Origin of the sequence: Lysinibacillus sp. FSL W8-0992, from assembly GCF_038008685.1 — a bacterium.
GTDB lineage: Bacteria > Bacillota > Bacilli > Bacillales_A > Planococcaceae > Lysinibacillus.
Window position 1 is genome coordinate 3,052,203 of sequence record NZ_JBBOZQ010000001.1, and the last position, 26,581, is coordinate 3,078,783.

23 protein-coding genes are annotated in these 26,581 nt (G+C 33.4%); 18 read left to right on the forward strand and 5 right to left on the reverse strand.

The genetic code is table 11. From position 1 onward, the window contains the following. Window positions 1-84: 84 nt before the first annotated feature. The 11 genes from NSQ74_RS15450 (at window position 85) to NSQ74_RS15500 (ending at window position 15,979) form a co-directional block, all read left to right on the forward strand. Entirely contained in the window at window positions 85-4,980 is a 4,896-nt protein-coding gene (locus tag NSQ74_RS15450; RefSeq protein ID WP_340824455.1) for a DNRLRE domain-containing protein, read from the forward strand. 636 nt (window positions 4,981-5,616) lie between these two features. Beyond that, window positions 5,617-5,742, forward strand: a complete 126-nt coding sequence (locus NSQ74_RS15455) for a hypothetical protein (RefSeq protein ID WP_340824456.1) — start codon at window positions 5,617-5,619, stop codon at window positions 5,740-5,742. Window positions 5,743-5,766: 24 nt separating this feature from the next. Next, on the forward strand, window positions 5,767-6,861 hold the full coding sequence (locus NSQ74_RS15460) for an RHS repeat domain-containing protein (RefSeq protein WP_340824458.1): 1,095 nt from the start codon (window positions 5,767-5,769) through the stop codon (window positions 6,859-6,861). Between the two features lie 3 nt (window positions 6,862-6,864). After that, window positions 6,865-7,284 (forward strand): hypothetical protein, encoded by a 420-nt coding sequence (locus tag NSQ74_RS15465; protein WP_340824459.1) that lies wholly within the window; start codon window positions 6,865-6,867, stop codon window positions 7,282-7,284. Between the two features lie 1,408 nt (window positions 7,285-8,692). Beyond that, entirely contained in the window at window positions 8,693-9,625 is a 933-nt protein-coding gene (locus NSQ74_RS15470) for an RHS repeat domain-containing protein (protein WP_340824460.1), read from the forward strand. Between the two features lie 19 nt (window positions 9,626-9,644). Then, window positions 9,645-10,145: a hypothetical protein gene (locus NSQ74_RS15475; RefSeq protein ID WP_340824462.1), complete on the forward strand. Its 501-nt coding sequence runs from the start codon at window positions 9,645-9,647 to the stop codon at window positions 10,143-10,145. A gap of 402 nt (window positions 10,146-10,547) precedes the next feature. Then, window positions 10,548-11,282 (forward strand): metallophosphoesterase, encoded by a 735-nt coding sequence (locus NSQ74_RS15480; RefSeq protein WP_340824464.1) that lies wholly within the window; start codon window positions 10,548-10,550, stop codon window positions 11,280-11,282. A gap of 619 nt (window positions 11,283-11,901) precedes the next feature. Next, the gene (locus NSQ74_RS15485; RefSeq protein WP_340824466.1) at window positions 11,902-12,591 is read left to right on the forward strand and encodes a FadR/GntR family transcriptional regulator; all 690 of its coding nucleotides are present in this window, start codon (window positions 11,902-11,904) and stop codon (window positions 12,589-12,591) included. Window positions 12,592-12,595: 4 nt separating this feature from the next. Next, entirely contained in the window at window positions 12,596-13,834 is a 1,239-nt protein-coding gene (locus NSQ74_RS15490; protein ID WP_340824468.1) for a CynX/NimT family MFS transporter, read from the forward strand. A gap of 147 nt (window positions 13,835-13,981) precedes the next feature. After that, complete coding sequence (locus NSQ74_RS15495) at window positions 13,982-14,143, forward strand: hypothetical protein (RefSeq protein WP_340824470.1); 162 nt, start codon at window positions 13,982-13,984, stop codon at window positions 14,141-14,143. Window positions 14,144-14,488: 345 nt separating this feature from the next. Next, entirely contained in the window at window positions 14,489-15,979 is a 1,491-nt protein-coding gene (locus NSQ74_RS15500) for an MFS transporter (RefSeq protein WP_340824471.1), read from the forward strand. A gap of 228 nt (window positions 15,980-16,207) precedes the next feature. On the opposite strand, the gene NSQ74_RS15505 is transcribed toward NSQ74_RS15500, so the two are convergent. Continuing rightward, window positions 16,208-16,828 (reverse strand): flavin reductase family protein, encoded by a 621-nt coding sequence (locus tag NSQ74_RS15505; protein ID WP_340824472.1) that lies wholly within the window; start codon window positions 16,826-16,828, stop codon window positions 16,208-16,210. A gap of 210 nt (window positions 16,829-17,038) precedes the next feature. On the opposite strand from NSQ74_RS15505, the gene NSQ74_RS15510 reads away from it, so the two are divergent. The 4 genes from NSQ74_RS15510 to NSQ74_RS15525 all read left to right on the forward strand — a co-directional run bounded on the left by NSQ74_RS15510 (window position 17,039) and on the right by NSQ74_RS15525 (window position 20,171). Beyond that, window positions 17,039-17,365, forward strand: coding sequence for a nucleoside triphosphate pyrophosphohydrolase (locus NSQ74_RS15510; protein WP_340824473.1), 327 nt, complete (start codon window positions 17,039-17,041; stop codon window positions 17,363-17,365). A gap of 79 nt (window positions 17,366-17,444) precedes the next feature. Continuing rightward, window positions 17,445-17,765, forward strand: a complete 321-nt coding sequence (locus NSQ74_RS15515; protein ID WP_340824474.1) for a hypothetical protein — start codon at window positions 17,445-17,447, stop codon at window positions 17,763-17,765. Window positions 17,766-18,534: 769 nt separating this feature from the next. Then, window positions 18,535-18,807 (forward strand): hypothetical protein, encoded by a 273-nt coding sequence (locus NSQ74_RS15520; protein ID WP_340824475.1) that lies wholly within the window; start codon window positions 18,535-18,537, stop codon window positions 18,805-18,807. Window positions 18,808-19,328: 521 nt separating this feature from the next. Then, a complete protein-coding gene (locus NSQ74_RS15525; protein ID WP_340824476.1) occupies window positions 19,329-20,171 on the forward strand; it encodes a hypothetical protein in 843 nt (280 codons plus the stop codon). A 517-nt stretch (window positions 20,172-20,688) separates the two neighbouring features. Here NSQ74_RS15525 and NSQ74_RS15530 read toward each other — a convergent pair. The 4 genes from NSQ74_RS15530 to NSQ74_RS15545 all read right to left on the reverse strand — a co-directional run bounded on the left by NSQ74_RS15530 (window position 20,689) and on the right by NSQ74_RS15545 (window position 22,470). Further along, window positions 20,689-21,024 (reverse strand): DUF3139 domain-containing protein, encoded by a 336-nt coding sequence (locus tag NSQ74_RS15530; protein ID WP_340824478.1) that lies wholly within the window; start codon window positions 21,022-21,024, stop codon window positions 20,689-20,691. 199 nt (window positions 21,025-21,223) lie between these two features. Continuing rightward, the gene (locus tag NSQ74_RS15535) at window positions 21,224-21,424 is read right to left on the reverse strand and encodes a hypothetical protein (protein WP_340824480.1); all 201 of its coding nucleotides are present in this window, start codon (window positions 21,422-21,424) and stop codon (window positions 21,224-21,226) included. Window positions 21,425-21,512: 88 nt separating this feature from the next. Continuing rightward, complete coding sequence (locus NSQ74_RS15540; RefSeq protein WP_340824481.1) at window positions 21,513-21,812, reverse strand: hypothetical protein; 300 nt, start codon at window positions 21,810-21,812, stop codon at window positions 21,513-21,515. A 391-nt stretch (window positions 21,813-22,203) separates the two neighbouring features. Then, on the reverse strand, window positions 22,204-22,470 hold the full coding sequence (locus NSQ74_RS15545) for a translation initiation factor 2 (RefSeq protein WP_340824483.1): 267 nt from the start codon (window positions 22,468-22,470) through the stop codon (window positions 22,204-22,206). A 484-nt stretch (window positions 22,471-22,954) separates the two neighbouring features. On the opposite strand from NSQ74_RS15545, the gene NSQ74_RS15550 reads away from it, so the two are divergent. From NSQ74_RS15550 to NSQ74_RS15560, 3 genes are all read left to right on the forward strand, one after another. Further along, on the forward strand, window positions 22,955-23,695 hold the full coding sequence (locus NSQ74_RS15550) for an N-acetylmuramoyl-L-alanine amidase (RefSeq protein ID WP_340824484.1): 741 nt from the start codon (window positions 22,955-22,957) through the stop codon (window positions 23,693-23,695). Between the two features lie 365 nt (window positions 23,696-24,060). Continuing rightward, window positions 24,061-25,578, forward strand: coding sequence for a lmo1851 family serine protease (locus tag NSQ74_RS15555; RefSeq protein WP_340824485.1), 1,518 nt, complete (start codon window positions 24,061-24,063; stop codon window positions 25,576-25,578). 68 nt (window positions 25,579-25,646) lie between these two features. Further along, window positions 25,647-26,549 carry a CobW family GTP-binding protein gene (locus tag NSQ74_RS15560; RefSeq protein ID WP_340824486.1) on the forward strand — a complete coding sequence of 301 codons (903 nt, stop codon included), beginning with the start codon at window positions 25,647-25,649 and terminating at the stop codon, window positions 26,547-26,549. The last annotated feature ends 32 nt before the right edge of the window (window positions 26,550-26,581 follow it).

Genomic DNA, 26,581 nt, shown 5'->3' on the forward strand with positions numbered 1-26,581 from the left:
ATGTATTAATCATTGTTAAAATAAATTCTTGATATTTATGGACAGAATATCAAAAATATATAATTTTTTAGGAGAGTAATGTAAGTGAAGGGATTTTGGAAAAAATGGTTAAGTTTTAGCGTTATACTTGCGCTCTTTATAGCGTATATTCCATTTGGGAATTTTACGCTACACGCAGACGCAAAAAACAACAAAGAAGAAAATAAGCATGAACAAAAAAAGCCAACTGAATTAGTTGATTTGCGAACGGAGAATGCAAAAACGTTTGATAATATGGATGGGACGTATACCGCAGAGATTGCACAAGAGCCTATTCACTTTCAAAATGAACAAGGTAAATGGGAAGACATTGATAATGATTTAGTTGAAACACAGAATGGTCAAACAGTGAAGAATAAGGCGAATGACTTCTCTATAGAGATTGATAAAGCTACTAGTTCTTCACAACAAAACATCACGATTACTGATGAAACGAGTAAAATCGATTTTGGCCTAGTTTCAGCCCAACATAAGAAGTTAAATAAAACAGAACCAGTTCGAAATACAGAAGGTCTTGTACAAGACAATACAATAAAATACCCGAATATTTTAGAGGATACTGATGTCATTTACACAGTAGGTTCTGATCGAGTAAAAGAAGATATTGTTTATCGTGAAAAGCCTACGGGTGGTTTTCCGCAGAAACTAACTTATAAAGTAAATGTGACTGGATTAACAGTCGAACAAGTTAACCAAACCATTTATTTAAAGGATGCCACTACCAATACTCCTTTATATTTAATTGAAGCACCGTACATGTATGATAGCTATAAACCTGAAGGATACCAAAGTGTTGATGAAATACAATCAGTTCCTGAAGAAGCAAAATCATATTTATTAAAATTAAGTTATGAAGTAATTGGACAAGATTTATTTGTTTACTTAGCACCAGATGCTACTTGGTTAGATAGTGAGGATCGTGTATACCCAATAACGATTGATCCTGCGATTGTTCGCCTACAAACTTCAGCAAACATGGAAGATACGACAATCCGTAGCGCTGCACCTACACAAACTGGTGGAAATGACTTTGAACTAGGTGTAGGGACTGCAGTAGGGGGCAATACGGTTAGGAGCTTATTAAAATTTGATTTAAGTGCTGTACCTTCAAGTACAACAATCGTATCTGCTGATCTAAATCTATGGTTTTCATCGACAAATAATAATTCACCTATTGCCATTAATTTGCACAATGTAACAAGCACATGGGAAGAAAATCAAGCTTCTTGGACCTATGCCAAAACAACTCCATACACAACATGGAAAACTGCAGGTGGAGATTTCTCAAGTAATAAACTTGGTACGGTAAAGGATATTGGCACACCACCAACATCTATAGCAGACGCAATGGTTAACTGGAAGGTTCCACTTAATGTTGTACAAGGATGGATTAATAATCCATCTACAAACTACGGTTTGTTATTGAAGGGTGATAATGAAGCCACACAAATTTATAAAAAGTTTGCTAGTAGTGAACAATCAACTTTAAATAAATACAAACCACAACTAGTAGTCACGTATAAAACAACTGCAAGACTAGGTTTAGAAGATTACTGGGATTATGATTCACGACCATTGGTGAATGGTACAAATTACGTAAACTTAACAACAAATAATAATATTTTACAATATGAAGATATGTTTATTTTAGGGCGTGCTGATGCTAGCTTAACTTTTACTAGAACTTACAATAATAAGGACTATGAAAAATCAGCTTTTGGTTATGGCTGGAGCTTTACTGGTGATGAAAAGATTTTCATTAATACAGGAAGTCAAGGTAATCAACTGCAGTATAAGGATGCCGATGGTACAATTCATGTTTTCACTTATGATACTCCAACAAACCAGTATAAAGGTGACTACGGTAATTACGACAAAATAAAGAAAAATACAGAAGATACATTTACTCTTTACGATTTATACGGCAACCAAACAATTTTTAAAGTTCGTGAGTCCACAACGGATACAGATGTAAAGGTTGCTTATATTACGACTCAAATAGATCGTAATAATAATAAAATTAATTATGTTTATGATAGTAGTAATAAATTGACAGAGATTGCAACGGATTTAGGTAAGGATGTCTTAAATAAAAAACTTCAGTTTGGTTATGATAAAGATGGCTTAATTAGCACAATGACTTATGGTGACCAACAAATTACGTATCGATATACTACAGATGGCTATTTACAATATGTAGATGTGTTGAAAGACCGCAAGGATAACAAAATTTCAAAAACTACAACACAATTTATGTACACGAATAAATTTCTAACGACAATTGTTGATGCAAATGAAAAACGAACAAAATTCGAATACAATGGTGCAGATTTAAAATATGTGTACGAACCAACTGAAGATACTGTAAATCAACCGAAAACAGAATATTCATTGGATCGAGCAACGGGCGTTGCAACAATTACCGACCCAGAACAAGGTGTAACAAGATATTTTGTTAACAATAATTATGTTGTAGAAAAAATCATTTCTCCTTCTGGGGAGGAGAGAACGTATAAACTCGATCAAAACTACAACCTTTTGCAAGAAACAGAGACTATTGATGGTGTTTCTAAAGTTTTGCAGACGAATGAATATGATGTTAACGGTAATCTATTAAATACAACGGATGCGGAAAACAACAAGCAATCGTATACGTATACTGCATTCCAAAATGTTGAGACGCATACGGATTCGGGAAATAAGGTAAGTAAGTATTGGTATGATAAAGGGAATTTAACAAAGTCAGAAATACCATCTACTTCAGGTATTGCTACGACTAATTATAAATACGACAACTTTGGTGATTTAGAATGGATGGAGACATCCGATGGGGTTAGGGAAAATTACGCAACAAATTATAAGGATTCCCAAAAAGTCATTACCCATACGGATGCATTTACTAACATGACAACTACTGTGCAGGATTTGTCTGGCAACATTTTATCATCTAAAGACGGCAAGCTAAATGAAACAAAGTATCAATATAATTTGAAAAATGAACTAGAAACCGTAACCGATGCAAATCAGCAGAAAACTGCCTTTGAATATGATGGAAATGGCAATTTAAATAAGATAACGAATGCAAAAGGTTTTACGACAACATTTGAATTTAATGGTAAAAATCAAATTACGAAAGAAACAAATCCCAATAATAATACAACTTCTTATCAATATGATGAAAATGGTGAGTTAGTCCTGCTTCAAACAGCTAATAAAAATCGTATTGAATATAAAATTGACCAAGAAGCTCCTAGTTCAACAGTTGTTATTAATGGAAAAGTAGTGTGGCGTTATACAAAAGATGGGGACGATCAGCTAATTTATGGAGAAAATGAATCTACTTTAAAACGAATTAGCTACTATGAAAATGGATTATTAAAATCAATCGATAAAGGGGATATTGACGGGGATATTAGCTACGAATATTTAGGTAATGAATATTTATCAAAACTGTCATTCCCAGGGTTTAAACGATATAATACATTAGAATATGAACCAGACGATGCTTATAATACTAAGCAGATAAAGTTAAACGACAAACCACTTGCAACATTTACTTATGACAATGTTACCGGACAATTAAAAGAAACTAATTTCACAAACGGTAGCAAATTATCAAAAGTTTATCAAAAAGGCCGTTTACAAGAAGAGACATTATCGTTAGATAGTTTATCTGAATGGAATAAGTTCACATATGAGTATGATGCAAACAACAATATTAATAACATTGTTAATAAAGTAAATTACACTTATGATGCCTTAAACCAATTAACGCAAGAGACATATATTGATGGTCCACAAATGGACTATAAGTATGATGAGGTTGGAAATCGTCTTACAAAAAGCGTGAAAAATGCAGGGAAAACGGAATCCACTACGTACCAATATAATGATGCGAATCAAATATCGTATGTAAACAATCAGCAATACTTGTACGATCTAGATGGAAACTTAACAAGTGATGGAAAGTATACGTATGAATGGAATGCATTTGATCAGCTGACGAAAGTAAAGAGTAATACTGGCACTATTGTTGCCGAATATGGCTACGATGAAAAAGGAAGAAGAATCTATAGTAAAGATAGTAATGGACCTATTTACTATGCTTATGATGGAGATAGCAATCGCGTTCTTTATGAAAAGGATAAAAGCTCCTACGCAGTTAAAAGTTATGTTTACGATGATAACGGTCACCCACTCACAATGATTTACAAAGGCGAAACTTATCATTACCTTACAAACTATCGTGGTGATGTACTAGGGATGACAGATGCAAGTGGTAAGCTTGTAGCATCGTACACATATGACGCTTGGGGTAACATTTTAACGCAAAGTGGTACAGATGATATGGACTCTATTAACCCATACCGCTATGCTGGTTATCGTTATGATGAAGATACAAAGTTATATTATTTAATGGCACGTTACTATAATCCAGATACTGGTGTTTTCTTATCATTAGATCCTGTGCGTGGGGATACAGGAAATCCTATAACATTAAATGGTTATAGTTATGCAAATAATAACCCAGTAATGAATATGGATCCAGATGGAGAGTTCAGTATTCGAACATCAGTCTTGATAACTGCAATTGATTTATTGGTTTCAACAATACCAGGATTATATGGGATAAACAAACTTATTAAAGCTGGAAAACCTAAAAAAATGGTTTTTAATTTGTTAAAGGGGAAACAGAATACTCTTAAATTGAAATTGAAAAGATATTTTACTCAATTAGGTGCAAAAATGAATGTAGCAATAGCTCTATCGGGAGTAATTGTAAATGGATTGATGACTGTTTTTAGTACTTCCGTAGGTGGTATTGCGGTATGGGTAGTAAAGCGCTATTTCTTCCAATCGTATTATAAAAAAGCAAAGAGATATGGTAGTTGGGGACCATTAGTGAAATATGAATATATTGACTTCGGTAAAAGAAAATAAGAAAGAGGCACACACATGCTCGAATTTTTCCAAATAGTATTTTTAAAGTCGATTATAGTAGTTTCAATAATCATATTAGTTTTGTTAATTTTCGGAAATAAACGAACAATAAAATTTATAAAAAAGGATCTCAATAGAACACTAAAAAATACTTATATTATTATTATGTTTTCTATAATAATTTGTGCCTTAAATATAAAATTAAGTATTATTTATTTAGAAATTAATGTTCTGTTTCTACTAAACATTATGATAGTTCTGATTAATTTCAAATTCAATAAGTTGAATAGATTTGGGGTGATAACTTTAATTGGAACATTTATAGCATTAACAATTATACGATTTATTTATCAAAATCAATGAGTAGTTAATAACTAAAATACTTATAATGTTAAATGTTTGATTTAATTACAAAAAGTTATAAACCTATTTTTAATAAATGAGTCAATTTATTTTAGAAAATTCATGTCTCTTTGAGAGGCATGAATTTTTTAATTCCACTTTCAGGTTCTATTGCTAATCAATAGTGTGTTTTAAAGATATTCTTCTCGAAAATCAAAAGTTTATCAATCTAGTCGTTTACAAGAAGAGACATTATCGCTAGATAGTTTATCTGAATGGAATAAGTTCGCATATGTGTATGATGCAAACAACAATATTAAAAGCATTATTAATAAAGTAAATTACACTTATGATGCTTTAAATCAATTAACGCAAGAAGCATATATTGATGGTCCACAAATGGACTATACGTATGATTAAGTTGGGAATCCTTTTACAAAAAGCGTGAAAAATTCAGGGAAAACTGAATCAACTACCTATAAGTATAATAAGGCGAATCAATTATCGTATGTAAACAATCAGCAATACTTGTACGATGCGGATGGAAACTTAACAAGTGATGGAACGTATACGTATGAATGGAATGCATTTGATCAGCTAACAAAAGTGAAAAATAATGCAGGTACTGTTATTGCTGAATATGGTTATGATGAAAAAGGTAGAAGAATCTATAGTAAAGATAGTAATGGGCCTATTTACTATGCATATGATGGAGATAGCAATCGCGTTCTTTATGAAAAGGATAAAAGCTCCTACGCAGTTAAAAGTTATGTTTACGATGATAACGGCCACCCACTCACAATGATTTACAAAGGCGAAACTTATCATTACCTTACAAACTATCGTGGTGATGTACTTGGGATGACAAATGCAAGTGGCAAGCTTGTAGCATCCTACACATATGACTCATGGGGTAACATTTTAACGCAGAGTGGTATAGATGATATGGACTCTATCAACCCATATCGTTATGCAGGTTATCGATATGATGAAGATACAAAATTATATTATTTAATGGCGAGGTACTATAATCCTGATACCGGTGTGTTCTTATCACTAGATCCTGTAAGTGGAGATGTAATGAACCCAATTTCTATGAATGGATATAACTATGCGAATAATAACCCAGTGATGAATGTCGATCCCGATGGAGAATTTGCAATTGCAAATCGTTTGAAACCTTTATTAAAATACCTTATAAAAGTTATTTTTGCAGATTTTCGTGAAAATACATTAACTAATTTTGCCCTGTTAGTAGGTGGTGGTGGACTTTCAGCGATTATAGCAAGAAAAATGGCGCTAAGAGGTTTTACCATGTTAAATAGAGCACCTAATAAAAAGGCAATTAAAGCTTTTATTGTAGGTGGATTTAGTGCGTATATTTCAGGTTCCTTTATCACAAAAACAGCTGGTGTAGTTCAATATATAGGAAGTAAACTTTGGAAATATGAAGCTTGGTTTGATAGAACATCACTCGGAAAAATAATTGATAGAGGGCTACTTAATGCAGAACGATATTTATTAAGGAAATTAAGATAAGTAATGGAGGTAATTAAGATAAATAAATCTCAAGATAAACCAACAAGAAAATATAGTCGAATTGTAAGAAAAGCGAATTTGTATGATATGTTTTTCATGAAAAAAAAAGCTATTGATACAATAATTACTGCTTTGAAACAACCATTGACTGATAGAGAAAAATCAAGTGCTTATATTTATATAGGACTGTTATATTCAGATTTAAAAGACTATAAAAGCGCTTCAGAAAACTTCCATTTGGGGTTAACTATTGTTGAAAGCCAAGATTTCCCTTACAGTTTCAATTTTTTTAAAATAATCAATACATTTATTAAAAATGATGAATTAGAAAGAGCGAAATACTGGCTAGAAAATCTTACTAATAGAAAAATCTATGATAAAAATTTTAGTAAGTTAAATCATTTGTATTCAAATTTAAAGTGAAAAATATATAGATAATTAAAAACATCTTCTATGAATTGGGTTTATATACTCAAAAATTCATTAGGAGGTGTTTTTCTTTAGAAGCAATAAGTTGTCATCATAAATATTATGTTCACACTACCATCTTTACAGTAGAGGTTGGGGTCAAAATCAACATTCATGACTGGAGTATTATTGGCATAACTATACCCACTCAACGTTAAACAGTGGGGCATGGTTAATAGGAAAGGGTTAATATAGAGCGATTGCTAGTACTGGTGCAAGTATAATAGCAAGACTAATTGCAATGGCTGCATTATATGGTGGGAAACGGGCATTACAAAGATATCTAAGATGAATTAGTGAGGTGAAGGTACAATGAAAATTATTATTCTTTTGCTAGGAATTATAATAACAATAGTCGGTATACTTTATTCGAAAAGATATCATGAGAAGAATTTTTCAAAATCATATTCGTCAAGTTCTTCCGCGTCTAGCGTTAATGACAGTCTAGTTTTAGGGGCTCTCTTTTTCATATTTGGTTTTATTCTATCAAATTCCCCGTGGTATATAGTTAAATCTATATTGATAGGATTAGGAAATTTATTCATGTGTTTATCTAACCTTTATATATGATGGATTACTTTTGTGTCTATAAATATTCTACTGGAAGAATGAACGTATAGCTCCATGATTCATCATACTTAAAACTGCCACAACATTAATTTATAAGATATCGAGAAGTTTTAATTAATCTTTTTTATAAAAATTTTAATTAAGGCAAAATCTCATCTCCACATTTTGATTAATCTTTATTTAAAACGTGGAGATTTCATCTATTAAAAAAACAACGTTTGCAGGATACTTTTGATCAAACTTTATTCCAAACCAACATGTGAGTTATAACTAATGCATTCACAATTTATAATTATATTTGTCATAAATATATAAGATATTGTGACATCGAAAATAACCCTGGTACAGTGTAGTCGTTGCTGTATCAGGGTTTGTATTTTTTCCTTAGAATGTTTTTAAGAATGAATACTTAAAATAAATAGCTGAATATTACAGCGGAAATTATAATTAATATTGTCACTATTGATTAGAAATAAAAAAATGTACCATTTAAAATAATGTTATACCATTTGTAAAAAAGTTGCACCGTTTTACCCCTTTGGATAAAATAAGGTGCTCGTTTTTTACAGTAAAAAAAAGTAAGTGCATAATTTCCGAATAACTGCTATTCTTCCACTACCGATTGGTCTTTAGCAAAAGTGGAGCAGGTTCTCCATAGTTCATCTAGTTGCCCTTTGTCGCCGTTTCCGCCACAGATATGCTCACATTTCATTAGATTAAACTCGAGTCCATCATTATTGTAACTTTAAAAAGGTATACGTATGAATGGAATGCATTTGATCAGTTAACAAAAGTGAAAAATAATGCAGGTACTGTTATTGCTGAATATGGCTACGATGAAAAAGGAAGAAGGATTTATAGTAAAGATAGTAATGGACCTATTTACTATGCTTATGATGGAGATAGCAATCGCGTTCTTTATGAAAAGGATAAAAGCTCCTACGCAGTTAAAAGTTATGTTTACGATGATAACGGTCACCCACTCACAATGATTTACAAAGGCGAAACTTATCATTACCTTACAAACTATCGTGGTGATGTACTTGGGATGACAAATGCAAGTGGCAAGCTTGTAGCATCCTACACATATGACGCATGGGGTAACATTTTAACGCAGAGTGGTATAGATGATATGGACTCTATCAACCCATATCGTTATGCAGGATATCGTTATGATAAAGATACAAAGCTCTATTATTTAATGGTACGATACTATAATCCTAATACAGGAGTTTTTCCTTCATTAGATCCTGTAGGTGGAGACAGTGAGAATCCTTCATTAATGAATGGTTATAGTTATGCGAATAATAATCCAGTGATGAATGTGGATCCTGATGGAGATATAGCTTTCCTATTACCATTGTTATTGAGTGCTCTTGAAACCGGATTAGTAGTACTTACTAGTTGGATTGCCAAAAATGTTATAAAACAAGCAATAAAGAAATTAACACCCATTATTACTAATGCTGTTTTAAAATATGGAAAGAATCTTACATTTACTGGCCCGAAAGGAAGTAAAGACAATAAATACAATTATACATTGTTTAAACTTTCCTATAAGAAAAAGCAACTTTTACGTGTTGATATGAGGATAGATGACTATAGATTTAAGGGGCAGGGATACGTAGGGAATGTACATTATCATATTCCTCCTGATTTAGATAAACATTACCCATTATTTAATGTGAAATTCGGTAATAATTACCCGAAACTGCCGTGGAAATAATAGAAAGAAGGATAATAAAATGGGCATAGAATTAGAATTTTGCGTAATTCTAGATAAAAAAGAAAATAACTACAGTGCTTTGAAAACTTATATTAAAGATTTTCTTAAGAAGCAAAAAATATTTGACTATCTCGAACAAAATGATAGAGAAGTGTTCTTTTTTAATTTTTTTACTACTAAAGATAATTTCTCCATACTGGAAAATGAGATAAATGAATTATATAGCATTTTTCTTTCTGACATGACTAATATTATGTATCCACACTACCATCTTACAAGATATAGAGATATTTCTGATACAGAAGAATATGAAATAGTTCATGAATCTATTGCAGTTAATCTAGAGCAGGGATATTGGGAAATTTATTATCAAGATGGTAATCTCGAAGGATTTAGTGGTAAAAGCGGTAGTTTAAAAAACTATGGAATATTCCTTTTTGATATCACAATAAAAGAAGATGATGACTTCAAAACAGCCGTAGAAAATGCTTTTGATACATGGCTGCAAAATAATAGTTAAGTTAAGCATCTTTCTAACTAAATATTTTGTATTAAAATGAAAAAGATATTTTTCTTCTCAAACTAAAAATTAGGATGCTACTGTTATGACGCATGGGGTAACATTTTAACGCAAAGCAGTACAGATGACATGGACTCTATAACCCATATCGTTATGATGAAGATAAAAAACTGTATTACTTAATGGCATATTACTATAATCCAGATACAGGTTTTTTCTTATCATCAGATTCTGTGCTTAAGGCTGAATATAAAAATGGGGAAATATATGTTCAAGGACCTGCGTTACTATTTATCGTCTCAGATAACTTTGCAATCATTTATAACCGAAAAAAGTCGAATTTTGTAACATTCTTCTCTATAATGAAAAGTAACACCTGTTAAACGAGAAAGGATGCTTTTTATGACACGTATTTTAGCCATTAGTGATATACATGGGGAATTAGAACTTTTAGAAGAATTATTAATAAAGGTAAAGTTTGATGCTACACAAGATAAACTATTTTTGCTCGGGGATTATATTGATCGGGGACCTGCTTCATGTGGTGTGTTGAATATAGTTGCTGAGCTACAAGCCTCTGGGGCACGTGTGCTATTGGGAAATCATGAGGCACTTATGCTAAAAGCATGTCGTTTAGGGACTCCAAAAGCTTGGAATCATTGGGCTGTAGTCAATGGCGGGGATGCGACACTTGCTAGCTATGGCTATCATATGGAAGATTTTGAAGATGCTATTCTCACTAATACATTACCTAGTTACATTCAAACATTACCGAAGCTCGAAGAACATTTACAGCTTATAGAAACTTTTGAAACGTATATAGAGTTAGAAGATGCAATTTTTGTCCATGGTGGTGTTGTGCCGGGCGTAGCGTTAGCGGACACAGACCCCTTACGACTTTTATGGGTTCGAGAGGAATTTCATACTGGTTATAAAGGCGAGAAAACGGTGATTTTTGGGCACACACAAACATATGAGTTACATCAAGACCCAACAAATTACGATGTTTATTTTGGTGACAATAATATTATTGGTATTGATGGCGGTGCTGTATTTGGAGGGCGACTTCACGCATTCGAATGGCCGAATCGTCAAATTATATCTGTTGAAAGTAAAAATCCAACAAGGTTAGAATAACTTGTTGGATTTTTTTCGGTTTTACCTATATAACAGTTAACTTATAAACATGGAAGTGGCTATTCAGCAAAGCTGTTGTATAAAATACATTCTGGATACTCTGAAAATTAGGGTGAGTAAAATCAACACGTTTAATGGACTTATACTGAGCTACAAACTTAGACAGAGAATTAAATGTTGAGAAAATCGAAATTACAAAGCACAGCGCTGCCCTTCAATGGGCGCACAAAGCCAATAAAAAAACTACCTGTTTTTTATAGGTGGTTTTTATTTATGATTTAATTAGATTTGTATCTATCTTATTTACTTTTATAATTTGTTGATTTCCAACATAACGAGGTCCATCTTTATTTTGCGTTATTCGTTCTACAAAATTTAAGTCATTTTCTCAATTCGGTACTATCAAAACTTAGAGCAGATGATTCCCTCACTAATTTAATTCTCCTTTAATTTACAATTCGAAATTTTATTCCTACCGTCAAGTTAGAAATTCATATGCGCACTTTACCTATATATATCAGCAATGTTAATAAGGATGTACATCGGATTGACAATCCTTTTTCTTTATGTTAACTTTACCAACATACCAATCATCCTACAAATTTAAGGAGGCGTAATTATGATTCAAAAAACAAACAGAATGAACCTAGTAGAACAGGTGGCTTCTCAAATAGAGCAGTTAATTGAATCTGGAAGCTGGCAAGTAGGGGAAAGAATACCTCCTGAAATGGAATTGATGGAAAAGTTTGATGTCAGCCGTAATACACTTCGCGAAGCAATTCGTGCCTTAGTACATGCAGGATTACTTGAAACGAAACAAGGCAGTGGAACAACCGTACGCTCTGCCAATTCTCTTGGAGCAGCACTTAAACGTTATGTAAAAAAATCAGCATTGCTTGAAATCCTTGATGTGCGCTTAGCTTTAGAAAAACAGGCTGCCCAGTTGGCTGCTGAACATAGGACAGAAGCGGATTTAGCAAAACTTGAATCATATATTCAAGAATCGCTTCAAGCTGCTGAAAAGAGTAATCGAGAACACTTTATAGAATTAGATATTAGTTTTCATAAAGCGGTTGTAGTGGCTTCTAACAATCAGCTCTTAATTGATTTATACGAGCCACTGTTAGAAATCATCTATTCGTTTGTGGAAGATTTAATGACAATGAATGCGCCTTTTAAATTTGAAGAAGAACTTCACATTGAGTTATATACAGCCATTCGTAGTCAGGATAAAGTAGCTGCTGCAACCTATGTTGAAAACTATATGGAGGCATTAAGAAAAGTAATTGTTAAATTGATGGAGGAATAACAACATGAATAAGGAAGCCATATCATCCACATTAAATAAAAATACAAGAAATAGTTGGTTATTACTGATTGGTATAATCTTAGTGGGGTCTAATTTAAGAGTGCCTTTAACTTCTGCCGGCTCACTTATACCTTTGATACGAGATGATCTTGGTATCAGTAATGCTCTTATAGGAACGATTACAACAGTACCTTTACTTGCCTTTGCACTGCTTTCACCGTTTGCTCCAAAAATAGCAAATCGGATTGGCATGGAATTAACGATTACTTTAGCCCTTATATTACTTATAATTGGTATTGTAATTCGCTCATTTTCAGGAATTTTCTCTTTATTTTCTGGTACTATTTTAATTGGGGTTGCAATTGCAATGGGTAATGTACTTATTCCAGGGATTGTAAAAATGAATTTTCCACAAAAAATAGGTTTGATGACTGGAATATACGCTATATTCATGAATCTATTCGGTGCGCTTGGTTCAGGTGTAAGTGTCCCTATCGCTTCTATCGATAATTTTGGATGGCAAGGGGCGCTTGGCATATGGGGAGTATTGACAATCATCTCTTTATTGCTGTGGCTACCACAACTTAGTAAACGACAAAAAGGTGAGAAAGTACAAGTCAATGTAAAAAACAAAAAAGGTAGTTTGTGGCGTTCTCCACTTGCTTGGAAGATAACAATATTTATGGGTGGACAATCACTAATGTTTTATACTTTAATCACATGGTTACCAGATATTTTAAATATGAAAGGGTATAACTCAAATACTGCTGGTTGGATGGTTTTTCTAATGCAGTTTGCACTCATCCCTGTAACGTTCATTGTCCCAGTACTAGCGGAAAAAATGAAAAATCAAGTTGGTCTAAGTATCACAACAACAATCTTATTTATCATTGGATTTGCAGGGCTACTGCAAGGAAGTTCTGTGCTAGTTCCTTTCTGCGCTATCATTCTTGGAATTGCAGGGGGGAGTGCCTTCAGCCTATCCATGATGTTCTTCACACTAAGAACAAGTGATGGAAAAGAAGCAGCAGAAATGTCAGGAATGGCTCAGTCTTTCGGTTACCTTTTAGCGGCAGTTGGACCAGTGTTGGTTGGCACACTGCATGATATAACAGGTGGATGGTCAATCCCTCTTATTTTACTCATTTGTATTTCATTCGTTCTGTTAATTGTTGGTATAGGAGCAGGAAAAGAAGGATATGTTACAAACGATTTAGATCAACATCATACTATGTTGAAGTAGTAATCCTGACACGAACATTTGGTGTTGGAATTAGCTGTGAAATTATTGCAAATAAATTAAAGAACAGTGATTTTTCCATTTGAAAATAATAGTTTAATTGACTCGGGTATATCATTATTATTCTATCGATAGAAAGGAGTATGTATTTTGGTCAAATTAATCATTAAAATACTTATTACGCTATTTGGTGCAATTGTAATTATTACTGATTTAAAAGAAAATACCGCATGGTTATTTAGCTTTTGGATTGTACTCGCTTTGTATATGATTTTCGAAGGATTTTTTTCTAAAAAGAAAAATTTGCAATGATATTTATAGTGAACTTAAAAAGGTGTAGGATTTGATTTACAAATGTTTTAAAAGCCTTCCACATAATCTGTGGAGGGCTTTTCTTATTTAAATTGGAAGGAATGAAAGGCAAACAGACATATTATCGTATTAGTCGCTTATTTTGTTGGCTGGTTTGGCCATTATTATTTCGTTTTCCTGATGCTCCTATAAGAATTCGTTTTTATTCTTTTTTCAAATAACTTTGATTAGTAAGGCATTTTCGATGGGATTTTGGATTTTTACTTTAAAGGAATTAATAATAAATCACATATTGGATAGCTTAACAATAGTATCAATTAATTTTAACAACGAGGAGGATTTCGATTGGCTGATTACAATAACCTTAATAGCCCAAAATTTAAAAGAAAATCGAAACCAAAGTTGAAAAAAGAAGAAATTACTGTTGTTGACACGAGTTCCGCCCGAAAGGCTGTTATAGCAACTGCTGTTGGTAATGGAATGGAATGGTTTGATTTTGGAATTTACTCTTATTTAGCTGCTACAATTGGACAAGTATTTTTTCCTGAAGTAAGTGGTCCTATGCAATTAGTATTTTCTTTTGCGACGTTTGCTGTAGCCTTTATTGCTCGACCTATTGGAGGTATTTTCTTTGGGATGCTTGGGGACCGTTTAGGCCGTAAAAAAGTCTTAGCTATTACCTTAGTCATGATGGCACTAGCGACATTGAGTATTGGCTTAATTCCAGCTCATTCATCCATAGGGTATACTGCCACTGTACTTTTACTCATTGCACGTTTAGTTCAAGGATTTTCATCGGGTGGAGAATATTCGGGTGCTATGACGTTTATTGCCGAGTCCACGCCAGATAAGAAAAGAGGGTTTATGTCAAGTGGTCTTGAGGTTGGAACCTTAGTTGGCTATATCGCAGGAGCTAGTCTTGTTACTTTACTTACTTATATTTTAGGTGAGCAAACAATGTTAGATTGGGGTTGGCGAATTCCATTTTTCTTATCAGCCCCTATTGGTTTAATTGGATTTTATTTGCGAAATAATTTAGAAGAAACACCTGCTTTTGAAGCAATGAAAGAAAAAAAATCAGAAGATGATAATCATATATCTGTAAAAAATATTTTACAATTTCATTGGAGAGCAATAGTTGTCGGAATGTTTGTTGTTTTCTTTTACATTGTTGTAAACTATATCGTTTTATCTTATATGCCATCTCATTTAACGGCTGTTCTTGGATATGGAGAAGCAGAAGGGCTTTTATTAATTGTCATTGTAATGGTTATTATGATTCCAATTGTTCTATTAATGGGGTATTTTAGTGACCGCATAGGAGCGAAAAAGATTATTCAAGGGGGGTTAATTGGACTAATCTTTTTAAGTATACCTTCGTTTAATTTGATTGGTAGCGGAAACACATTACATGTATTTTGGGGGTTATTGATTCTAGCAGTATTTTCCGCTTCTTTTCAAGGAACAATGCCAGCACTATTGCCCTCCTTATTTTTTACAAATGTAAGGAATGGGGCATTGGCGATAACATTTAATATTTCTGCGTCATTGTTCGGTGGTACAACACCTTTACTTGTATCATGGTTAATTAGCAAAACGATGAATGAAATGGTACCTGCCTACTATGTTATATTTGCATCTGTTGTCGGTATTATTGTTGTTTCCATCTTTCTAAAAGATACTTCAGGCATGGCACTTCGAGGTTCCCCGCCAGCTGTTGAAGAGAAAGCTGAAATAAAAGAGATTTTAGAAGATCCCGAAGAAGCACTATGGTGGCATGAAGAAAAGAAAGAGATTGAAGGGCGAATTGAGGATCGCTTGGAAGGTGAAAAGTGAAATTAGGCAACATATTGGAGGTTGTAGAGGCTGCTATGCAAGAGTAGCTAATAGAGCAAGGGTTATAAAAACGCTAAAATAAGAAAAAAGCAACCGACTAAAAGCGACCATTTTATAAAATGGCATTGAAGAAGTCGATTGCTTTTTCTTTACATTTAATCTTTCGGTTAAGTATTAGAAAATTTATTGTCTAGGTGGAATTGTTTATTAGTTCTTCTATAAAGTCTTCTATGCTCGAAAATTGTTACCTAACTTGTTACCAAGAGCAAAGTAATGACGGAAATTATAAATAAGTGGGCTCCATTTATTTGGATCAATATGATTTTCTTCAATAATAATTTCCTCATGTGCATGTACGTGTAGTGCTTGTGTTTCGACAATGGCAAAATGAGGAGAATAGTCTGGGATACGTATGTGTTTAACCTTTGCCTCAATTTGAATGGGACATTCCATAATCCGAGTAGGTTTTACTAAAGTAGCCTTAATAGGCGTTAATCCACTAATATCATATTTCTCTTTTTTATAAGTATAGCCATTTTGCTTTTTATATTCAGGAACTGGATTTTTCCCTGTAAAAGGGGCTAACTGTTCAACATTCTCCCAAAGTGAGGGGTCTGGTATATTAATGACACATTCAGGATGTCGTTCTAAATTTTCAATTGCCTTCCCACCAATGCCAACACCTAATACAATATAGTCTCCTAATGACCAAGAAGATGATAAAGGGCTAATATTCACTGTTCCATCCTCATTCAAAGTACTTAGTAAAATTACAGGGAATCCATAATATAAAATTTTAGGATTAATATTTTTTGTATGCTGGATGGGTTTTTGCTTTATTATTTTCATTTTCATTCCTCCTACAAATTATTCTTATTTTCAAAATTCATTGTAAAATATTAATATTTCGAGATGTATCGAAGTGTCGATTACATATGAAATTTTCTTTAACATTAGAGATGTTGTTGTGCCTATTTATAAACTATCGAATAGAGCTAAAAATTAACTAGAAATATATTACAATAAAAGTGTGATATGCCACTATAAAGGAGAATGACAATGCCTGTTTATAATAAGTTAGTACGAGATCAGATTTTAGAAATTATTGAAGCAGATGGTTTAAAGTATAATGCAAGAATTTTAGAACCACAGGACCTTCTAGTAGAAGTAAAAGCAAAAATGTTGGAAGAAGCGAAAGAGTTTCGTGAGGCAAATAACGTTCAGGAGAGTGTTGAAGAATTAGCCGATCTTTTAGAACTAATACATACAGCTATCCATGCGTTAGGTGTAAGTTATGAAGATTTAGAAGCGATTCGTGAGCAGAAGAAGGCTAAACGTGGGGGATTTGAAAAGGCAATTTATTTAATTGATGTAGAGGATAGATGAAAATTGGAACTATTTGTCTAGCCCGAACGTCTAAATGCTAATTAAATGGAAATTGTAAGCATGAAGAGGGGGTTTTATAGTGATTGGTTTACTTAATATTGGCAGTTTAGTGATTGGTCTCATTGCATGGCTACTCCCTGTCGTTGGACTTATGCAATCTAAAAAGAACGACTTTAAAATATGGGGATTGCTTTCTAGTTTGAGTTTGAGTACTTGTGCTATTTCTCTTATTTTTCAAATGTACTATCAATACCATCTCGTTAATATTGAGGATTGGAGTGCACTTATGGACACTACAGGAGGTGTCATTTTTGCTGCAACAGTTCTTCTTGGGGTAACTGTCATTTTGAATATTTTAACGCTAATTGTATTTCGTAAAAGATTGCAAACTGCTAACTAGAAGTGCGAAAGGGTATGATTAATTGTTAAAAACCTTGAAAAAACCTACGACACTGTTGTTAATTTTTGTTTTAGCAGTCGATTTGCTTATTTTTCAATTAAGTATAAATCATTATTATTTTGCATTTCTTAAATATTCAGGAATACCAATTCCAGCAATGATAACGGTCATTGCAATTTTTTTGTTTGTTAGATCTTTTAATATTAGTACTTTTGAGTTAATTGCGATATCTATTATTGCATTTCTAATCCTCGTAGTAATTATTTTCGTTCATTCTATTAAGGATTTTACTATTGACTCTGTTACATCACAATCCGGAAAAGAAACATTGACAATCGAACATCGAAATGCCACATTAGGGGAAACTACCCATATATACAACTTTTATCGCAACACCACTTTTCCTGGAGTGATAAAGAAGATAAACAAAGATAAGGTAACAATAATAACACAATAAAGTAGTTCCACTCCTGACGATTTAGATGTATTAGGAATAAATAATGTCAAATGGGTAGAGGGCGAAGGGGTTATTTTTAATTCAAGTTATGCTAAAACAAAAGTGGATTTTTAATGCAAAGCGATTGTTCAAATATGGTCAATCACTACTTTTAAAAATCTAAGCATATATACTAAGGACGTGAATGGTAGCCTTTTTTAATTTGCTTAAGCATAAGTTTTGCACTTCTATAAGTGGTGCATAAATGCCATTTATGTACTGAATCCAGATGAAGGTTTCGCAAAGCGAAATTGATTGAAAGGATCAGATACGATGAAAAAATCTTATACGAAGTTTGAAAAGATAAAAATTATTGTTTTTGGTGTCTTAGTTATATTGCTTGCAATACTTATTTTTAAATATGATCATTTCAGTAATATCGTTTTGACAATATCCATTACAATGATTCTAGTGACTAAAATACGAGATTTAAAAAAAGATAAAAAACCCGACTATTTATCAATCGGTTTATGGGTACTACTAACCTTCGCTATGTTCATATTCACGGTCATGGAATTTATTAATTCTTATTTTAGTAAAGTATAATTCACTATAAAGAATATTTCTGATTTAAATCAATTTGAGGAATATGGTGTAGAAAAAACCCTAAAATTTAATAGCTAGTACTATGCTTGGATGTGATGGTTTTAATTTTCTAATATGTTTATAGGGGGAAAACATGACTTGGGTTGATTTTCAAGAGCTCCAACAGCGTGTAGCTAGGGGAGAAGAATTTAATTTTTTTATCAAAAAGAAGAATACTGGATAAGTCAAAATGTAGAAGGTTTTTATTTAACAAAGGTTAAAGGGACTAATACACAAATATTTAGTACATCCGAACATTTTTAACGATGGAACGATCGAGGGTAAAATACTTTCTGATATTTATAAGGAGATTGATTGGTAAGATAATATGTTACAACGAGAAGGTAGGAATGAAAGTTGAAACGTTTAAAAAAAGGAGATACAATCGCTATTTTCATGCCATCTTTTGCTAAAGCATTACTTCACTAAATTCGTCCATACTACAAATAATCATTGTTTTTATTTGAATAGGAGATATGTTGGTGAAGAAAATATTGCTAATTTCGATGCTGTCACTCGTGGTTGTGAATGCTTTATCGCTTGTTGTTCACGCGAATGAGCAACAAGAAGAAGATTTCATGCAAATTGTTAAGGCATTTATGCCGTCGAACTCTTCACTTATCAATCCCAATATGCCTGTCTCCACAAAGTCCATTCAATTTTATGATTTTAACAACGATGGGCAGAAAGAAATCATTTTTACGTTTGAAATAAAAGCAAAAGATCAACCTGCTCCTTCCCATTTTGGCGCAATTGTTCTCAAAAAGGACCAGACCGGATGGCATAAGGTGTGGGAAACAATAACGGAAGGCGTAAGTTTGGACTTTTCTGGTTTGATAGACATTACAGGTGATGGCATAAAAGAGTATTTATTCAGTGTCACAATCGGTGCAGCAATCGGAAGTGAACTTGAAGTTTTCCAATGGGGTAATCATTCATTAAAAAAGATTGCAGAAATTCCTTATAATAAAATGGATGTTGTAAATGAAAAACAAAAAGTGGCTATAGCAATTTGGCAACTTTACATTGGTGATAGCTATTTAGTGGATGTCCTAAAATGGAATGGCGAAAAGTTAGTTTATGATGAAGCTTCCTATTCGAAATACTATCCGAACATCGAAAAATTTTATCAGGATAAAATTTCACAAATGGATGCTTGGTATTATTGGTATTGCCTCGCAGATGCCCAAATGAAGGCAAAAAAATTAGATGAGGCGAATCGTTCTATCCAAAAGGGAATTGCATTAGCTAAAAAATCTGCTGTGCACGAAGCAGTTCAATACTTTGATGATTTAATAAAAAAGTTAAGGAACAAGAAAAAATAATCGATTCATTCTAAAGCGCGTACCATAGATGGAACGCGCCTCTTTTTTTGCAAATGAATCAAAGTGTTCAAAGGGGAGTTCAAAATTTTATGCACTAAAGCAAGACAATCTTGCGCGAGGGATAGCGATAGCCATTAATTGCGATTTTTTTTAGAATAAAACGCGAACCAAATAAAATACAAAGTGGTAACAGCTGAAAGACCTAATGAAGCATATCGATTTTGTTCATAAGGCAAAATTATAAAAAGTGCTATGGTAATGATTATTGCGGGGAAAACCGTGTAAAACCAAACCCTTACAGCTTTATTTTTAAATGAAACTTCAAACCTCTCCATGCAATCACCTCTTCAAAAAAATTATTGATGCCCAAATTTCCCGATTTAAGAAGGACAGCTACTATAATGAAAATCCAAACCTTTAAATGTTTCATTAAAGACAGTTATATACATAACAAGTGATCTAACAAAAAAATCACGACTATAAAAATAGATGTATTGTATCCATGTTTTGGTGTCAGCTAATAATCATAAGGCTTATAATGTTTTAATTGTTCTGGCGGCAGCGTTTTGCCGTAAATTGTATAGTGTTCAAACTGACCTATGTGTTCTTTATGATGAACAAAATAAATATAGACAACATCTGGCTCATCCGTAAAAATAACATCCACCGAATAGTTTGGTAATCCTCCTAAATACCATTGGCATTTAATGGATTGAATATCACCTTCTGTATACTTGATTTGTTCTATTAAATAGTTGTGAACTTGATGTTCATAAAAATGTTTCTTAATTTGCACAAGGCAATATGGACATAGCACAATGAAGAGTATCGTGAAAATAATAAATTTTTTCATACAACTTCACCTACCTAGTCGAGCTAGTACTTTTTTTAATTCATTGTACCATGTGAAATGGAATATTACGGAAAAGACGCAAGGTATACTGAGCTATTAACTAGGGGAGTCAATAAATACTGGGGAAGAGCGGCATTGAAGGACGGTCAGAAATTCATCACATCTTATCGTTGGATGAATAATACATGGATACAAAACGCTATTCACTATCCATATTGAAAACAATACTGTAAGAAATATTGAGTTTTGTATAAACCCACGATTCAAAGATTTTTTCTATGGTCATTTTCGTTTCTTCGTTATTCATCTTTTCGTCAATTCCTAATTGTGCAAAAGTAAATGTCTCTTGTATTCTTTCTTCATATTTAGTATTTACAGCAAAAGTGACTGTTCGGCTCATTTTGAGTATCCTCCATTATGTATGTAATACACTGGACTTACTTCTAGCTAATTCTGTCCTATATGCAAGTCCAGTATAAAAAGTAGAATCATTGTTTTATCATTTCGCTCTTTAAGGCTTCTTCATTACTATTTTGTTTCTTTTGGATACATAAAATAATTAGTGCTTGTACAGTCATCGCAAGTACGATAAAAATTAAATGCGTATTTTGATAGAACCATTTAGAAATGAAATAAAATATAGGTGCCGATGATAAATAAGAGATATATTGATTTTTAGTTGCAATAAAAACGATTGTTGCCATACAAGAAGTAACCAATAAAAGTTCTACAATAACACCGATAGAATTACTGTCTAAGTAGTATTGTAAATCGTTCATATAGGACATGCCAGGTTCACCTCACTTTGTTACAAATAAATATTTACAAAAATTGTAACATAAAAAAGTCGTGTATGGAAGCTAATTGGAAAAATGGTAGTGATTGAAATATGTGTCATCTGTCTGATTGTAAGATTGATTTTCACCTTTTCACATTGCTTAATTGACCAAATTTCTATTTTGTCCTCTTCTGAAATATATAACTGTATATAATGATGAATTGGAGAATTTAATGAGAATGCACCAAGTTATTGTTCATTCAACAAAAAATCCAAACCTCTAGCTATAGAGGTTTGGATGAATGCTTCAATACGGATTTTCACAATTCACTATGGGAGCTTTAATTATGTAAATGGGTTAGATGCATGGCTAAAGATATTTGACGATCAATGCTTGTATTTTATTTCAAATATTTTTTTATATGTTTTAATTCAGCTATTAAATAATCGATTTGCTTTTGCATGTTTTCTGTCTGTTTTGTTTGGTTCGGTAAGTCTTGTGAACTTTGGTTGCTTGCTTTTTTTAATGATTCTAAAGTGAGCCCCGCGGCAATGGTTTGAATGCCATCTCCTAATGTTGAAATGGACGTCCCTATATAGGCAAGCTTTGCAGCGTAAATATCGAGTGAATCCGTAGATTGGTTTGAATTGTTTTGATTGTTGTTCATTGTAAAGCCCTCCCTAATTCCTTTTAATTCTCGGTTATCTTATGACTATCTTATGCGCCCGAGACAAAAAAGGGGAATGGATATCATGCTTTCTTGAGACATTCTGTTAAACAGTATGCTGAAGGGCATTTTAAAGAGCAACACTTGCAGATGATTTTCGTTCATGTCAATTTCGGAAAAAATGATTTCTGTAACAAAACCACCTTTTGAATGACGCAACAATAAATCAAAAGTTGAGATGCAATAGCTTTAGGCGTTTTACGTAATAGAGTGGATATAAAAACACAACTGAACTTGGCAATAGCGCATACTATAGAATTAAACATCATTTCATATGGATGTTACTAATGGCAAGTGACGAGACTAGAGCAGTAAGTTAAACAATAATGCTCGTTATTTGGACCGATTACAATTTAAGTAGTCGGTTTTCTAATGAGTCACTATAAAGATATGAAATGTATTTTAATAGGAGGGGGGTAATCGCGTGGTATCAATAAGACAAAAATTAGTATCCGCAAATCAAGCAGCCAAGATTACGAATGGGAAAAACAATGCAAAAAAATATATTGTTGTCCATGAAACCGATAATACGAGCGTAGGAGCAGATGCAGATGCCCATGCTAGACTACAAATTAATGGTAATAGCAGAGCGGCAAGCTGGCATTGGCAAGTAGATGATCATGAGGCAGTACAATCTTTTGAGCATTATTGGGAATGCTGGGGAGCGGGAACTTATACAGGAAATACGCAAGGAATTCAGGTTGAAATATGTGTAAATAGTGATGGCAATTTTAATAAGGCTGTAGAAAATGCAGCAGCTTTAATAGCAAAAATCATGAAAGATGAAAATATATCAATCCAAAATGTCGTTCAGCATCATTATTTCAGTGGCAAAAACTGTCCGAGAAATATACGTGCGGGGAAAGTCTCCTGGACTAATTTTTTGAAAATGATTACAAGTATTGATACGCCACAGCCCGAAAAACCACCAACCGAGTCAATGAAGTACCGTATTATCACTGGAACATATAGTAATCGTAATGCAGCTGTCAGCGTAGTAGATATAATGCAGAAACGTTTTGGCTGGGTTGCTTATATTGAACAGGATGGCGCGCAATATCGTGTGAAAACAGGAACATTTACAGGGCTATCTGCTGCCAAAAGTGCAGAAAATAAAATAAAAACAGCTAAATTAGCGCTAGTAACATATATTGTAGAAGCTTAATTACTATAAAACAAAATCTATGAGTATTTTAGTTGACTGCATATAGGAAATGAGTAAAATAGAAAAGCAGTACTATTATATACTTTAAACTTAGCAGCTAAGAGCATAAATGTGCCTCAGGAAGGTATCTGAGGCGCTTTTTATTTATAAATTGCAAATAGAAAGCTTTTTTAGAGATGCTGTTCTATTCAGAGAAAATTGTCTAGAAAAACGACGTTTTTAAGGTGCAATTTTATGAAGTTAATAGAGGGACAAGAGCTGTCATGAAATTTTGACACGCTTTTTCTTTTCGTCTCCTCTATAACCTGTTAAGATGGTAATAGTGTGACAACAAGTTAGTGTATATGAGAGTGGTGACAATCAAGATGGATGAACAGAAAAAAGATGGTTTAGAACAACAGCAAGAGCAAACACAGCAAGTAGAGGTAAAACCAGCGGGACAATTTATTCAGATGAAACCGTTTAAATTTATTATGCTGATGTTCTTTACAATCTTAATTACCGCAGGCTTAACAATTTTTGCGTTAACATTCGGTGAAAAGAAAGTAGTAGAAGTAAAAGTTCCGATAGAACGTGCGGAATTTACAAAATTATACGAAGCATTTGATATGCTAAAAGACAAATACTACAAAGATATTGATGATGAAAAAGTAGTGGATGGTGCTATTAACGGCATGTTTGATGCGTTAGAAGATCCATATTCTGATTTCATGGTGAAAGATGAAGCAGAACAGTTTAACTCTGGATTATCTTCAAGCTTCCAGGGAATTGGCGCTGAAATTCAAGAACGTAATGGTTTTATTACTGTTGTGTCACCTATTAAAAATTCACCTGCTGAAAAAGCGGGATTATTGCCAAAAGACATCATTTTAACTGTTGACGGCAAAAGTATACAAGGATTTAGCGCTTCTGAAGCAGTTGCACTAATTCGTGGTGAAAAAGGTACTCCTGTTAAACTAACTGTGAAACGCGGAGAAAATGCTGAGCCAATTCAAATGACGATTGTTCGGGATGATATTCCTGTTGAAACGGTGTATGGTGAAATGCTAGATGGAGATATTGCGCATATTCAAATTACATCGTTTAGTGAAGAAACAGCAAAAGAGCTAGAAAAAATACTTGCTGAATACGAAGGAAAAGGCATGAAAGGGATTGTCCTTGATTTACGCCAAAATCCTGGTGGGTATTTAAATGCAGCAGTTGAAATTTCTAATTTATTTGTGCCAGAAGGTAAACCGATTGTGCAAGTGCAACAAAAAGATGAAGAGCCTGAAATTACGAATGCTGCAGCAGGAAAAAAATACAATTTACCTGTAACTGTATTAGTTGATAATGGAAGTGCTTCGGCATCAGAAATTTTAGCTGCCGCTTTAAAAGAGTCAGTTGGTGCTAAAATTGTTGGTGAAACTTCTTTCGGTAAAGGGACAGTACAAAATGTTACGCCGTTAAAAGATGGTTCTAATTTAAAATTCACTACTGGTAAATGGTTAACACCAAACGGTAACTGGATCAATGAAAAAGGTATTGAACCAGATGTAAAAGTTGCTTATCCTGCATATGCTTCTTTACCAATTATAGATCCAACGATTGAAATGAAAGACGGCTTGCAATCAGACTCAATTAAAGTGGCTGAAGAAATGCTTGAGGTGCTAGGATATGAGCCTGGTAAAGCTGACGGTATCTTTGACCAGTTTACAGAGCGTGCGGTGAAAAAACTGCAAGCTGACAATAAGCTTGAAGAAACAGGTATTTTATCGAACGAAACAACTTATGCATTAATGGATGCGTTACGTGCAAAAATGAAATCAGAAGATCCTCAACTTTTAAAAGCAAAAGAACTGATTTCTGATGCTAAAGATGAAACTGAGAAAAAAACTAACTAACACAGTAGCTGTCGCACAAGTCGTCTCGTACGGCCTATGCGACGGCTTTTTTTATAGGAGGAATGATTGTGAAGGACGTATATTTATTTAGTGGGTTTCTAGGAAGCGGTAAGACTTCGATGCTGACAGATGTAATTCGTCAACTAAAAGAAAAGGGATTAAAGCCAGCTGTTATTATGAATGAGCTTGGTAAGCTGCCATTTGACTCACAAGCAGTGGAAGAGGATGTTCCTCTTAAAGAGATGCTAGAAGGCTGTATTTGTTGTTCAGGTGCTGAAAAAACAGAGGCTCAAATTCAATCTCTACTATTAGATAGTGAATTTGATGTTCTAATTATCGAAACTACTGGTGCTGCTCATCCTGTAGAAGCATTGGATGCTGTCTATTCTCCCATTTTTGCCGAGCAGTTAAATGTAAAGGGTATTGTCACAGTTGCAGACTCTAAGCTATGGTTAGATCGTGAAACATTAACACCACAAGTTCGTACATTATTTATGGAACAAATTCGCCATGCGCATTTATTACTGGCCAACAAAACGGATTTACTAAGCGAAGCGGAGCAAGCTAAAGTAGTTTATGAGCTACAAGGTTTTAATCCACATGCTTTTATTTTACAAACTACTAATGGACGTGTACCATTACATTTACTTGAAAGTTTAACGGCTACGGTACAAATCGATAAACAAAATATTATTAAAGCACCTATATCATCAATGCATTTAGGCTCTCGTTTAGTGGAGTTCGACGGTGTTCACTTTACACAGGAGCAATTTGAGGATTGGGTAAGAACATTGCCAGATTCGGTTTATCGGATGAAGGGCTACGTTCCAATCGAAGGTGTTAAAAATCCAATGCTGTTCCAATATGCCTATGGAATGGTGCAATGGCTTCCAGAATACATTAAAATGCCAGCGAAGCTTGTTTTAATAGGTGAAAATATTGGGCGTGTTAATGTAATTGGTATTGATTAAATTAAGCTGAAAATAGGTTTTAAGAGTATTTC